Raw genomic sequence first — 13,281 nt, 5'->3', positions numbered from 1 at the left:
GACATGGCGCGTGGCAGCGGGCAAGGCAAGGGTTGCGCAGGCAAAATTTAGTTCAGCCAGTCGATACTCGCGTTCAGCATCGTGGCAAAGGCGACCCAAAGCGCATAGGGCACGAACAGCCACATCGATATCCTGTCACGACTATAGGTGAGCGTGATGAAGGCGATGATGCAGATCAGCATCGGAATGATGACGACAAGTGCGCCCGTCGGGCTTTGCATGCCGAAAAACATCGGCGACCACAGGAAATTCAGCACCATCTGCGTGAACCAGAGACGCATGCGCGTCCCCATCGGTTTGCGGATCCACGTCCGCGCGCCGGCGATGCCGATCATCACGTAAAGCGTCGTCCAGACCGGTCCGAAAATCCAGTTGGGCGGATTGAAGAATGGTTTCTGCAGCGATTGATACCATTCGCCCGGCACATTGTTGACGCCGATCAGCGCCCCAATGGCAACAACTGCAACCACGAAAACAATGTACACGGTAAGGTTTTTCATGACGCATCCAATGCGCCGGCCGGACTTTTGTTCCCGTGGCTTTTCAGTATTTTAGCCGGAAATTCGCACGATGTGCTGGTCCCATGCCACGTCGCTGCGAATGGCTTCGAAAAATCCGTCATAGGAAGAAACCGCAATGCCGCTCGCGGCAGGCGCGACGCCCGCTGCCTCCCGCACCGTCATCTCGGATACGACACGGCCGGTTTTTGCATCCAGGGTCACGGCGGCGTTGCCGTTGGGCGAGGTGAGGCCCACCAGACCGTCACGTCGGTTGACGGCGATGGCCCCGACATAATTGGCAAGGCGCACCGTCGTTTCCTCCGGCAGATCGACGAAGACAAGCTCCTCGCCCTTCGAGAAATGGCCGACAAGTGGCGGGAGATCGTTGCGCGGTCCCTCATATTGGCAGGCAAACCAGACGCGTCCATCGTCGCCAAGATCAACATGGCGGGTGGAGAGCTGCCGCAACCGATCCGGCATCGCGTGTTTCTGGATCAACTGGCCGCTTGCGACGTCCAGAAGTACGAGCGACGGCTGCATGCTGTCGGTATTGAGTTTGGTGCGGCCGAAATCCGGGTGGGTTTCGATGCCGCCATTGGCGATCACGATCAGCTTTCCGTCATCGCTCACAGTCATGTCATGGGTGCCGATGCCGTGCGCGTCATATTCACCGATGCGGGCAAATCCGTTGCGGGCATCGTAGAGCCCGATAACGCCGCGATTGCCATCGAAGTCGTTTTCGCTGGCGTAGAGGATCGCGCCATCGGGCGAGAATTGCCCGTGGCCGTAGAAGTGGCGGTTTTCCGGCGTGTGCATCACGACAGGCTCGCGGCGGCGCACGGGGTCGAAGGCCATGAAGAAGGTGCCGGGCCGGCGCGCAAAGGCCACCGTCATGCCGGTCGCATGGCTCGTCGCCATTCCATGGGCGCGGGCGGGAAGGGCAACGCGGTCAATGATCTCGCCGCGCTCGCTCACAGTCGCAATGCCGTAGGAACCGTTACGGGCGCGAAAGGCGGAAGCGAAGACGGCATCGGCGCGTTCCAGCGCATGCAGCGAGCCGGGAGCGAGCGTCGCAAGGAACGGAATGCCCGCCGCCTTGATGAAGCTGCGCCGGTCCATCAGCATCCGTTTTTCGCCTGTTGTCATCTGTTAGTCTCCGTCGGCGAAGGAAAAGCCGGAGCTGAGACCGATGGCGCCGCCATATTGGTCGTTGAGGCGATAGATAAGGTCCTTGCCGTTGAGCAGCAGATAATCCACCTTGGCGCGCTGCTGATCGTCGTCCAGCGCCTTTTCCACATCGGTATCGATCGTTCCCGCGATGCGGATCATCGATTTGGCGATGAAGTCGATGGAATTGACGATGGAACGCTGGTCCGGTGGCACGAGCTCGACCATATCCGCCGTGTGCAGAAGGGTCTGAACGGCCCTGATGTTTTCGGCAATGCTTTTCCAGGTCAGGCCGGACCGCCAGTAAATGGCCGTGCGGGGAAATTTCGCCTTGTCCGGCCCTTGTAGAAGGTTTCGATGCGCTGGTCGCGGATCGCTTCGGAGCCGTGGACGAGAATGCCGAGCAGGGCAACCAGCGCCTCGCGCTCGTCGCGAAAGACGGGATTGTCCGCGCCCGGCTGCGTCCAGTTTTTCTGCGCGCCGTCAGGTGCGTTCCAGCTGTCGGAAAGCTCCGCTGCCAGATTGGCGACGTTGCCGGCAATCGCTGCGCCGTAGCGGCAACGGAAATCACCCTTCTTGTCGAGAAGCTCATCGGCATCCGTGCCGTAAAGTACAAATTCCAGTGCGCCGAGGCCCTGTGCTGCGACACTCTTGCCTTTCAGGCTGTCGGCGCTGGTGACGCTCTCATCTTTCTCCGCAAGGTAACGCTGCACCTGTTTCAGGCCGAGACCCTTCTTGTCGGGGTAATAGAGCACGCGTTCGAAACGGTTATGTTCGATCACCGGGCCGACGCGCACGATCTCGATGGTGGACCAGCTGGAGACCGTATCGGCAAAGGCAGCCTTGGCCGCCTCATCCGCTGTTTTGGAAGGGGCGGCGCAGAGGGCCTTCATGCTGCCTTCCAGCTTCTCTGCCGATTGGCGAAAGCGGTCATAGCCGGGGCGGATGAAGCCGTTCACGGCTTTTTCCATCACACCCCGCACCTGCGCCGGATCAAGCGGTGGCGGCGGCATCAGTTCCACATCCTGCGCGCCCGCAGGCTGCATGGTCAAAAGCAGCAGCACGGAGAAGAGGCCGGAAATTTTTCGCATGGCATTTTTCATCAAAGGGACTCCAGAAAAGCCAGCAAAGCCTGCCGGTCGGATTTTTGCAAGGCGGCGAAGGCGTCGCGCGCTTTTTGCGCTTCGCCGCCATGCCATAATATCGCTTCCGTCAGGCTGCGCGCCCGGCCGTCATGCAGGTAAAAATTGTTGCCGTTCACCCGTTGCGTCAGGCCGATAGCCCAGAGCGGCTGGGTTCGCCATTCCTGTCCGCTTGCTTCGCCCACCTGCTGGCCGTCGGCAAGCTCCTCTCCCATGTCATGCAGCAGAAAATCCGAATAGGGCCAGATCAACTGGGAGGCATGCATAGGGTCGCTCGCATCACGGCGTGTGACGAATTTCGGGGTGTGACAGGATGCGCAGCCGGATGTGTAGAAAAGCTGCTTTCCCTGCAAAACGGTGGGATCACCCACATTACGGCGCTGCGGCACAGCGAGGTTTTCGGTGTAGAAGGTCACGAGATCAAGAACAGGGTCCGGGGCCTCCACTGGCCCGAGCCTCGGCTGTACGCCGGTCGGCATGGCAAGACAGTCCTTCTGGGCGTCGGTGCAATCGCCATAGGCGTTCGGAGCATCCGGTGTGGAAATGCCGATATCGTGGGAGAAGGCGCTGGCGCTCTGGTCTCGGACGCTCGCATTCTGGGCTTTCCAGCCAAACCGTCCCAGCTTCACCTCGCCGGTCCGGTGGTCCCGCACAAAGGCCGGGCGGCCGGAAATGCCATCGCCATTTTTGTCGTCCGGATCGGCGTTAGCCAGAATATCGGCCTCGGCAATAGCCTCGATCAACCCAAGCCCGAGGGTGGGCATGGCAATCCGCGCCGACAGAGTCGTATCGGCGCCCAGAGGGCCATAGTGCAGGCCTGCCACGACATAGTCGGGCCTGCGCAGCATCACCACCTCGCCATCGGAAAGCCGCACAGGCTTTTCGACATAGGTGACGACCGGCTTGCCTTCTGCGGCGAGGCCGGGAATGGCCAGGTTCTGAAGCTGCCGACCATAGGTCTCGTCGGGAAAATTCAGCACCTCGTGACGCGCAATCGCCGCCCGTTCCGCCTCGTTGCGGGCCGGCCGGGCCAGCCGCAGAAACAGGGAGACGGCGTCTTCCCCGGCAAGCGGTGGGCGGCCTCTGCCGTCCTTCACATGGCACGTCTGGCAGGACCGGGCATTATAAAGTGGTCCGAGCCCGTCCGAGGCCTGTGTGGAAGAGGGGAGGAGACCCAGAGCTTCTGGAACAGCGCATTGCCGAGCTTGAAATCCAGTTTCCGCTCGAACGGCATGGTGGCGGAGGGATGTGAAAACGCGCCGCTATCGGCCTTGCTGGTGCTGGTCGTCGCCCCGCCGGACATGGCCTCGAAGGGCTCCGGCGCGGTAAAATCCGTCGTCGGTGCGGTCATGATCTGGCGGCCGCTCCAGTCTTCCTCCGTCAGCTCGTCATGCGCCGGTTCGGCAAGCGTCATCGATGCCACAAGGCAGGCTGCCCCGGTGAAGAAGAACGGCTTACGGATCGGCGGCAGTAAAAATCGCATGGGCGTAACGGGCCGCAGCAATCTGCGGCCCGCCTTGGCACTTACTTGGAAACGGCTGTCGGATTGTCGAGGCTGTCGGACCCTTCAAGCTCGATCTTGCCGAGATCGAGCGCGGCGATGACACGTTCGACGGTCTTCGTCTGGTCGATGAGACCATCGATGGCCGCCTGAACCACGGCGTTGCCTTCCTTGTTGCCTTCGCCGATCATCTGGTCATAGGCCTCGACGGTCTGGCCACGCTTTTCCATTGCGTGCATGGCGTCGAGCGTCTTGTTCAGCTTCGCCGTCATTTCATCGTTCAGCGCCTTGTCCTTGGCGCCCACCAGTTCCGCAAGCGATGCACCCGTCATCTTCGTGCCGTCCACCCGGGTATAGTTGCCGGTATAGGCGGACGCGATGCCGATGGCGTCGTTGAGATGCGAATTATAGGTGTTGTCGGAAAAGCAGTCATGCTCCTCTTCCGGATCGTGCAGCAGAAGACCGAGCTTCATGCGTTCGCCGGCCAACTCACCATAGGAGAGCGAGCCCATGCCGGTGAGAATGGCAGTGAGGCCTGCTTTCGGGTCGGCTTCCACGGTTTTCGCAGCTTCGCCTTCCGGTGCCCAGGCATCCACCATCTCCTGAAGGTCCTTGATCAGCAGGGTGGAAGCGGATTTCAGATAATCGGCGCGGCGGTCGCAATTGCCGTTCGTGCATTTCGCCTTGTCATAATCGGTATAGGGGCGGTTGCCCGCGCCCGGTCCGGTGCCGTTCAGGTCCTGGCCCCAGAGCAGGAATTCGATAGCGTGGTAACCGGTGGTCACATTGGCTTCGACATCGCCCGCCTCGTGCAGGCTTTCGATCAGTTCAGGAGTGATCTTGGAGGCATCGACCTCTTCGCCGCTGATCTTGATCTTCGGATTGGCGATGATGTTGGCGACATAAAGCTCGTTCTCGTCGCTTTCCGTTCCATAGGAGGCGTCGACGTAATCGATCAGGCCTTCATCCAGCGGCCAGGCGTTGACCTTGCCTTCCCAGGCGTCAACGACAGGGTTGCCGAAACGATAGACTTCCGACTGCTGGTAAGGAACGCGCGCCTTGATCCAGGCTTCCCGGGCGGCTTTCAGCGTGTCCTCGCTCGGCGTTGCGATCAGCGCATCGATCGCCTTGTCCAGTGCCTTCGCCGTGGTGAGCGAGTCCTCGTATTTCGCGTGAGCGACATCGGCATAATGCTTGACCACAGCGGCGGCGTCGGTCGCGGCGCGAGCGGGAAGTGCTGTGAAAGCCGCCGATGCGGCCAGAAGCGCGAAAGACGCGCTGAGAATTGTTTTGCGGATCATGATCCCTCTCCTTGGGGCAGGCATGAAATGACTTCACGCCGCGGCAAGCGAGTTCTGACCCAATCACAAACTTGTGTCAAACATTCTAGTTTAGAATGCTTTGAAACAAGGCCGGTTGGTAATTTCGAAGTAAAATCAGCGCGTGCAAAACCTGTTTTACGGTTTGCGTTTCATCAAGCAGAAGAAGAAACCGTCCGTATCTGTGGTTGCAGGCGTCAGCGTCACTGTCTTTTCATCGGAGGAATGCGGTTTTCTGGCATTGTCGCCGAAAGTCGTCTGCCAGCGTTGCAACGCGGAACCGATGGAGAATTCCGTATTCTCCTCGCAGAACCGCCTGACCTGCTGTTCGTTTTCTTCGGGCAGAACCGAACAGGTGACATAAAGCAGCTCGCCGCCCGGGCGCACAAAACCCTTTGCCTGCGAAAGCGCTTCGCCCTGCTGCTGCACGCGCTCTTCAAGATTGCGCGCCGTCAACCGCCATTTGGTGTCAGGACGCCGGCGCCATGTGCCGGTACCGGTGCAGGGTGCATCCACCAGAACACGGTCGAATTTCTCATGGAAAGGGACTAAACCGGCTGCGCGGTCATGAACCTGCACATTGCGCGTGCCGGCGCGCTTCAGCCGCTCGATGATCGGCGCGAGCCGCTTGCGGTCGGCGTCGAAGGCGTGAACCTGACCCTTATTGTTCATGCTGGCGGCCATGGCCAGCGTCTTGCCCCGCCACCGGCGCAATAATCGAGGATCTGTTCGCCCTCATGGGCGCCAGCAAGATCGGCAACAATCTGCGATCCCTCGTCCTGCACCTCGAACCATCCCTTTTGAAAGGAAAGTTCGGCGGTCACATTCGGCAGACGGGAAGGGCCTTCACCGGCAGAGATACGGACACCCTGACGGGCGATCTGCGTGGCTTCCGCACCGCTTTCCTCCAGCGCCTTCAGCACCTTCTCGCGGGTCGCTTTCAGGGTGTTGGCACGGAGGTCAAGGGTCGGCCGCTCGTTCAGCGCCTGCGCCTCGGCGAGCCAGCGCTCTCCGAAGGCCGTTTCAAAGGAAGCCTGTACCCATTCGGGTATGTCGCCCTGAATATGAGCCGGTGCGTCGGAGAGAGAGCGGGAGAGAAAGGCTTGCTGCCTTTGTTCGTCTGGCGCGGCAGGGGCGAATTTGTCGCCGTCGAATTCCGCTGCCAGTTCCGAAAAGCTCTTGCCCCATTGCCGCAGCAAAACGGCATAACCAAGCGAGGCAGCGCTGTCGTCATCCATCAGCCAGGCGTGCGACAGTTTCATGCGCAGCGCGTCATAGACGATGTTGCCGATCGCGGCTCTATCACCGGACCCGGCAAAACGATGCGCAAGCCCCCAGTCCTTCAATGCATCGGCGACGGGACGCCTGCGCCCCTCAATATCCGCCAATACTTCGATCGCCCCGGCCAAACGCCCGCCCAAACGCATTGTCTACCTCATTTTGCTGATAAGCCCGGTTGGTAGACGCGAATGGCGGCGAGGGCAAGGCTCAATCGGCCTTGACGATCTCGTAGCAGACCTTGGCGGTGCCGGAGTTGATCATGCCGATGTTCTTGGCGGCCGCCTTGGAAAGATCGAGAACGCGACCCTTGATGAACGGCCCGCGGTCGTTGATGCGCACCACCACGGCCTTGCCGTTGCGGGCATTCGTCACCTTGACCTTGGTGCCGAACCGCAGCGAGCGGTGGGCTGCGGTCAGGTTGGCGGCGTTCATGCGCTCGCCAGAAGCAGTCTTGGAGGTCAACGCATACCACGATGCGCCTCCACAACCATTTGCCGCATTCGCCTGAAGAGGCGCGATGATGGAACAGGCGGCTATAGTTGCAGCGGTGAAAGTTATACGACGGATATTCAACAAACTGTGCTTCCCTGAAAATCGGCCCCGCGCCGATTGTTTGTGCCCTTGCTAAACGGCCATAAACTGGCCTGAACGCCTTTTGATGCGAGATTGTAGGGCGAGGGAAAAATGGCGAAAAAAAGCTGAGCTCAAATCACGAACTGTTACAGACTGTAATATTCGTGATCGTTAGCCGGAAAGGCGTCGCCTGTCCCCATTGTCACAATTCGGAAAAAATAATGCAGAATCAACGCTCAATCGAAATGCTATTGCAAGTCACGGCTTCGTGAATCCACTTCACGAAATGTGAGTGAAATATTTTTCTAATGACTATGATTTTAGCGATTTTTGTTTGGTTAATAAAATCCTAATTGGCTGAAATGCGACGAAAACCATCCGCAAAACCGGGTTTGGAAGGATTTTTCATCGCTTTTCGTCGGGGGATTTTTCAGCCCCGCCAGAGGCCGTTTTTCCACAATTGGGTGAGCGAGATTTTGTAGTCCGGGAAGCCGAAATCGAAGCCGAGGCGCTTGATCCTGGCGTTGGAAACGCGCTTGTTCTCGCCATAAAAGGAGCGGGCCATCGGTGTCAGATCGGCGGTCTCGAACGCCTGTTCGGGTGGAGGTTCGACGTCCATCAGGGTGGCGGCGAAGCTCACCACATCCTGCGGCGGAGCGGGTTCGTCATCCGTCACATTGAAGACGCCGCTTTCGTTTCTGAGCGCCAGGAAGGCCAGGGCCGCACCGATATCCTCGACCCGGATGCGGTTGAACACCTGATCTTTTTTTACCAGCCTTCGCGCCGTTCCTTTCTCGAAGTTCATGAAGGCATTGCGTCCGGGGCCGTAAATTCCCGAGAGACGCAAGGTGGCAAGCGGCACATCCGCCTTTTGAGCGGCGGCAGTCCAGGCGGTCTCGGCGGCAGAGCGCTCCACGGAGCGGGCGGAAACCGGGCGGCAGGGTGTATCCTCATCTACCCAGGCGCCGTCATGGTCGCCATAAACGCCGACGGTGGAAAGATAGGCCAGCCATTTCAGATTGGGCAGCAGCCTTTTCAGATCATCGCCAAGCAGTGCAAGCAGAGGGTCGCCTTCCTTGCCCGGTGCAATGGATTGCACCAGATGCGTGACATTACCCATGGCAGTGATGAGCTCGTCATTGAGATGCGCACCGTCAAAGAGAAAGGGCGTCATGCCTGCGGCGGTGAGGCTTGAGAATTTGTCTTTGCTGCGGGTGGTGCCGGCAATAGTCGAAGCTTGGGTTTTCAGCGCGTTTGAGATGGCCTTGCCTGAATATCCCGCGCCGAAAATCATCACATGCATGGTTCACGCCTCTGCCAGTTGCCATTCCATTTCCGCCTCCGGATCAGTCTCCGGTGCGCGCGTGGCAGAGTATGTACGGAACTCCTCCCTGTCCATAAGCCGCGACAAGGCCCATGCGGCCATGCCACGCACCTCCGGCGAAGGGTCTCTCTCAGAGAGCGCCTTGCATTGCTCAAGGAATTGCCGGTCGCGGGAGTTGCCCGCCGCGATCAGGACATTGCGAATAAAACGGTTGCGGCCGATACGCTTGACGGGCGAGCCGCTGAAGAAGCTGCGGAAGGCGGCATCGTCAAGCGTGAGCAGGAAGGCGATCGAGGGTTCCTTCAAATCCTCGCGCGCCTGCAATTTCATCTCTGACGCACTGGCCGCGAATTTGTTCCAGGGACAGGCGGCAAGGCAATCGTCGCAGCCATAGATGCGGTTACCGATCATCGGGCGGAATTCGTGCGGGATCGGCCCCTTGTGCTCAATGGTGAGGTAGGAAATGCAGCGGCGAGCGTCCAATTGATAGGGAGCGGGGAAGGCAGCCGTCGGACAGGCGTCCAGACAGGCACGGCAGGAACCGCAATGATCCTTCTCGGCCTCATCAAGACAGAGATCGGCGGTGGTGAACATGCTGCCGAGAAACAGCCAGGAGCCATGGGTGCGGCTCACCAGATTGGTGTGCTTGCCCTGCCAGCCGAGGCCGGCTGCTGCGGCAAGGGGCTTTTCCATGACAGGGGCAGTGTCGACGAAGACCTTCACATCCTCGCCGGCGCGCGCTGCAAACCGGGTGGCGATTTCCTTCAGCCGCCCTTTGATAACGTCATGATAGTCGCGATTGCGGGCATAGACCGAAATGGCCGCCTTGTCCGGTTTCGAAAGTACGCCGCGCGGGTCTTCCTCCGGACCGTAATTGAGCCCGAACATGACGATGGAGCGCACGTCACCCCACAGCGTTTTCGGCTCTGCCCGGCGGGCCTCGGTCTCCTCCATCCACGCCATTGTGCCGTGGTAACCCTTGTCGAGAAACTGCCTCAGCCGTTCCGGTGCAAGCGGAATGCTGTCCGGCGCCGTGATGCGGCAGAGATCAAAGCCGAGCGAAAGCGCCTCCTGACGAACGAAATCCGTCAGTTTGCGTGCGCGTATCCGCTGCTTGTCGCTGGCGACGTCGATAGCCGTTTCTCCTGCAGGTTATTCTGCGACATATATATGCCTGGTGCACGCCGCAGCAAATAACCGGAAGACCGGAACCTAGAAATCCAGATCGGCGTAGTGGGAGGAGGGGGCAAGGCGCGGAATGCGCTCGCTGAGGAACGGCCTGAAGGACGGGCGCGATTTCAGCCGCTGGTACCATTCCTTGGCAATGGGTGCTTCAAGCCAGTTGATCTCACCGAGATAATCCAGCACCGAAACGCCGGCGGCGGCGGCAAGATCGGCATAGCTCAGCCGGTCGCCGGCAAGCCAGGTGCGCGAACCCGCCAGCCATTCCAGATATTTGATGTGCTGGCGGATATTGTTGCGGGCGGTGCGCAGAAGCTTGGAATCCGGTGGTCCGCCACCCTGCGCGGCCGTCATCTGCAATTTATAAACGCGCTCCCGCACCAGCGGCCGGGTCACGTCGTTTTCCATCTTTTGCAGGAACCATTCCGTCAGGCGGCGGATTTCCGCGCGCTGAAACGGGTCTTCCGCCAGCAACCGCCTGTCGCGCTTCAAGACCCCGTGCGTTTCGTCGAGAAACTCGGCAAGCACATAAGGCCCGCTGAGGGAGCGCATATTATCATCCAGATAGACCGGCAGCGTGCCCGCCGGATTGAGCGCCAGAAACTCCCGCCGTCTTTCCCACGGCTGCTCCTCGACGAGATCGGTCTGGAACCCGTATTCCGAAAGGATCAGACGAACGAACCGGGATGCGGTCGACATCGGAGAATGATAGAGAGTTGGCATCGGTACTCAATTTTTACGATTGGTTGTCATGATCGGCATTTGCCGGAAAACTTTTTCAGTTTCGCTTCATCAAGACGCTATAAGAGCTTGGCTACTTTAAAACAAGTTTAACGCAATTGCTTTCCATTGCCGCTTCCCCCTGAAAAAAAGGATACCTCATGGGTGACCAATCGATCATCAGCGCGCTTCTGCTGGGTATTATCGAGGGTCTGACGGAGTTCATTCCCGTCTCCTCAACGGCGCATGTTCTCCTGGCCGGCCATTTCCTCGGCTTCAAATCGCCTGGAAATACCTTTGCCGTCCTCATCCAGCTCGGCGCGATCCTAGCCATCCTTCTTGTGTATTTTCAAAAGCTTGTGTCGATAGCGCTCGCCTTGCCGACAAGTACGAAGGCGCGCCGCTTCGTGCTGGCCGTCGCTCTCGCCTTCCTGCCAGCGGCGGTCATCGGGGCGCTGGCGCATGATTTCATCAAGACGGTGCTGTTCGAAACGCCAATGCTCATCTGCGTCGTCTTGATTATAGGCGGCGTCATATTGCTCGCGGTCGACCGGATGCCGCTGAAACCGAAATATACCGACATCATGGACTATCCGCCATCGCTTGCCTTCAAGATCGGCCTCTTCCAGTGCCTTGCCATGATTCCCGGCACGTCCCGGTCCGGTGCCACCATCGTCGGCTCGCTGCTGATGGGCACCGACAAGCGCTCCGCCGCCGAATTTTCGTTTTTCCTGGCGATGCCGACCATGCTCGGCGCTTTTACTCTCGATCTCTACAAGAACCGCGACGCGCTGAGTTTCGATGATGGCGCGCTGATTGCCGTCGGCTTCATCGCCGCATTCGTCTCCGGCCTCTTTGTCGTTCGCTCGTTGCTGGACTTCGTCTCGCGAAGGGGTTTTGCGCCTTTTGCCTGGTGGCGCATCGTCATCGGCTCGCTTGGCCTGGTGGCACTTCTGGTCTTTGGTTGAGCCGATTTAGAAATAGCCGTTCATTTCAATGGTCGGCTGAAAACGAAAAAGCGCCCCGGAGAACCGGAGGCGCTTTTTCTTTGAAACTTCTAAAGGCCGATCAGTTCGTGCTGATCGAAGCCGTTGCGCAGGGGTCGACGCCGTAAGCGGGAGCGCAACCGCTCTTGCCCGCTGCAACCGTGCCCGGCGCCATGAAAGAACCCGCCAGAACCACCAAAGCCGCACACGCAAAAAAGAGTGCGATAGATCTGCCCATTTTATTATTGCCTTTCAGACGTTCGTTCGCGCGGATTACGCCGCCGTGTGTGAAGTGAGGGTTCTGGATATGTTTGGAATGTGGCCATTATCAATAAAGCGGCTTGCTGAATACCGGGTTAATGCGAAGTCTTTTCCACAGTTGCGCTTGTGCCACGCTTGCTTGTGGAGGCCAGATGGCCGTTAACTTTTACCCGGCTTCTGAAAACATCTTTAGTCGATGGTGCACCTCCCCTGCAGTTGAGGGGGAAATGCGCCAATAGCGGTTTGGTTGCGATTGAATTGCGCAAAAACAAAAAGCGGGAATGGTTCCCGCTTTCGTTTCGATCGTTAAGGCCAACGGCAGGCTTCAGGCCGCTTTTCCCGCATTGGAGAACTGGCCGTGCGTGCGATATTGCACCATGTAGGACGGCAGGACGGAAGCGACGCGAACGGGGGTAATGCCGATACCTTCCAGCGTCAGGCCGTTCTTTTCCGCATCAGCGGAAACAACATTGTCCTTTTTCAGCATGGTCACCTGGTCGACCGTCAGCGGCGGTGTGATGAGCGGTATCATTGAGGTGATCTTGGCGATCATCGAGGCGATGCCGAACGGCAGGTCGACGAAAGGACGCTGACGGTAGGTTGCGGCAAGAACTGCCTCGAGACAGTCGCGGAACGTCATCACGTCCTGACCACCGAGTTCATAGATGGCGCCGGGCTTCAGCTTGCCATCCACGCTGCGGGCGACAGCCTCGGCGACATCTTCGACATAGACCGGCTGGAACTTCGTTTTTCCGCCGCCGATCAGCGGCAGGAAGGGCAGGCCGCGCGCCATCTTGGCGAATTTGTTGAAGAAATCGTCTTCCGGTCCAAAAATGATCGACGGACGCAGGATAACCGCGCCGGGCAGGACGGAATGGATGGCGGCTTCGGCGCGACCCTTGGTGCGGCCGTAACCGGTCGGCGAACCCGCTTCCGCACCGATGGCGGAGATATGCGTCAGCGTGGCGCCTGCATCGCGGGCGGCTTCGGCAATGGCCTTCGCACCGAATTCCTGCACGGCGTCAAAGGTGTTGCGGCCGCTTTCAGTCAGAATGCCGACGCAATTGACCACATGGTCGGCGTCTTCAACGGCTTTGATGATGGAATCGCGATAACGCAGGTTTGCCTGGGCAAAGGAAATCTGACCGACATTGCCGAGCGGCTGTAGGAAGCCGGCAAGATCGGGACGGCGCACGGCCACGCGGATGCGGTAACCGCGCCTGGCGAGCATTCTCACGACATGCCGGCCGACAAAACCCGAACCGCCGAAAACGGTGACGAGGGGTGGAAGGTTGGCCAAGGTCATGGGAGGCTCCTCAGAAGCT

At 59.2% G+C, this 13,281-nt stretch carries 9 protein-coding genes and 3 pseudogenes; 1 reads left to right on the top strand and 11 read right to left on the bottom strand.

Annotation, left to right across the window (positions count from 1 at the left end):
- Positions 1 to 47: 47 nt before the first annotated feature.
- The 10 genes and pseudogenes from G3A56_RS10040 to G3A56_RS09995 form a co-directional block, all read right to left on the bottom strand.
- The gene (locus G3A56_RS10040) at positions 48 to 500 is read right to left on the bottom strand and encodes a TspO/MBR family protein (RefSeq protein WP_020011110.1); all 453 of its coding nucleotides are present in this window, start codon (positions 498 to 500) and stop codon (positions 48 to 50) included.
- Positions 501 to 551: 51 nt separating this feature from the next.
- Positions 552 to 1,646 (bottom strand): DUF1513 domain-containing protein, encoded by a 1,095-nt coding sequence (locus G3A56_RS10035; RefSeq protein WP_082183536.1) that lies wholly within the window; start codon positions 1,644 to 1,646, stop codon positions 552 to 554.
- Between the two features lie 3 nt (positions 1,647 to 1,649).
- Positions 1,650 to 2,770 (bottom strand): annotated as a pseudogene (locus G3A56_RS10030) (imelysin family protein).
- Positions 2,770 to 4,292 (bottom strand): annotated as a pseudogene (locus G3A56_RS10025) (di-heme oxidoreductase family protein). The pseudogenes G3A56_RS10030 and G3A56_RS10025 overlap by 1 nt, the downstream one beginning before the upstream one ends.
- Before the next feature lie 41 nt (positions 4,293 to 4,333).
- Positions 4,334 to 5,611, bottom strand: a complete 1,278-nt coding sequence (locus G3A56_RS10020; protein WP_082183539.1) for an imelysin family protein — start codon at positions 5,609 to 5,611, stop codon at positions 4,334 to 4,336.
- Positions 5,612 to 5,767: 156 nt separating this feature from the next.
- A pseudogene (locus G3A56_RS10015) lies at positions 5,768 to 7,056 on the bottom strand (RsmB/NOP family class I SAM-dependent RNA methyltransferase).
- Between the two features lie 61 nt (positions 7,057 to 7,117).
- On the bottom strand, positions 7,118 to 7,486 hold the full coding sequence (locus G3A56_RS10010) for a septal ring lytic transglycosylase RlpA family protein (protein ID WP_003503862.1): 369 nt from the start codon (positions 7,484 to 7,486) through the stop codon (positions 7,118 to 7,120).
- Between the two features lie 427 nt (positions 7,487 to 7,913).
- The gene (locus tag G3A56_RS10005; RefSeq protein ID WP_082183543.1) at positions 7,914 to 8,786 is read right to left on the bottom strand and encodes an SDR family oxidoreductase; all 873 of its coding nucleotides are present in this window, start codon (positions 8,784 to 8,786) and stop codon (positions 7,914 to 7,916) included.
- A gap of 3 nt (positions 8,787 to 8,789) precedes the next feature.
- Positions 8,790 to 9,941, bottom strand: coding sequence for a tRNA epoxyqueuosine(34) reductase QueG (queG, locus tag G3A56_RS10000; protein ID WP_082183545.1), 1,152 nt, complete (start codon positions 9,939 to 9,941; stop codon positions 8,790 to 8,792).
- Positions 9,942 to 10,019: 78 nt separating this feature from the next.
- Positions 10,020 to 10,712, bottom strand: coding sequence for a glutathione S-transferase family protein (locus tag G3A56_RS09995; RefSeq protein ID WP_035219312.1), 693 nt, complete (start codon positions 10,710 to 10,712; stop codon positions 10,020 to 10,022).
- Between the two features lie 158 nt (positions 10,713 to 10,870).
- On the opposite strand from G3A56_RS09995, the gene G3A56_RS09990 reads away from it, so the two are divergent.
- Positions 10,871 to 11,677 (top strand): undecaprenyl-diphosphate phosphatase, encoded by an 807-nt coding sequence (locus G3A56_RS09990; protein WP_082183546.1) that lies wholly within the window; start codon positions 10,871 to 10,873, stop codon positions 11,675 to 11,677.
- Between the two features lie 604 nt (positions 11,678 to 12,281).
- Here the strand turns inward: G3A56_RS09990 and G3A56_RS09985 are convergent.
- Positions 12,282 to 13,262 (bottom strand): complex I NDUFA9 subunit family protein, encoded by a 981-nt coding sequence (locus G3A56_RS09985; RefSeq protein ID WP_082183547.1) that lies wholly within the window; start codon positions 13,260 to 13,262, stop codon positions 12,282 to 12,284.
- Between the last annotated feature and the right edge of the window lie 19 nt (positions 13,263 to 13,281).

Source organism: Rhizobium oryzihabitans, from assembly GCF_010669145.1.
In the GTDB taxonomy this organism is placed as follows: Bacteria; Pseudomonadota; Alphaproteobacteria; order Rhizobiales; family Rhizobiaceae; genus Agrobacterium; species Agrobacterium oryzihabitans.
Note: the sequence above shows the minus strand (reverse complement) of the source record. Positions and strands in the feature narration are given on the sequence as shown.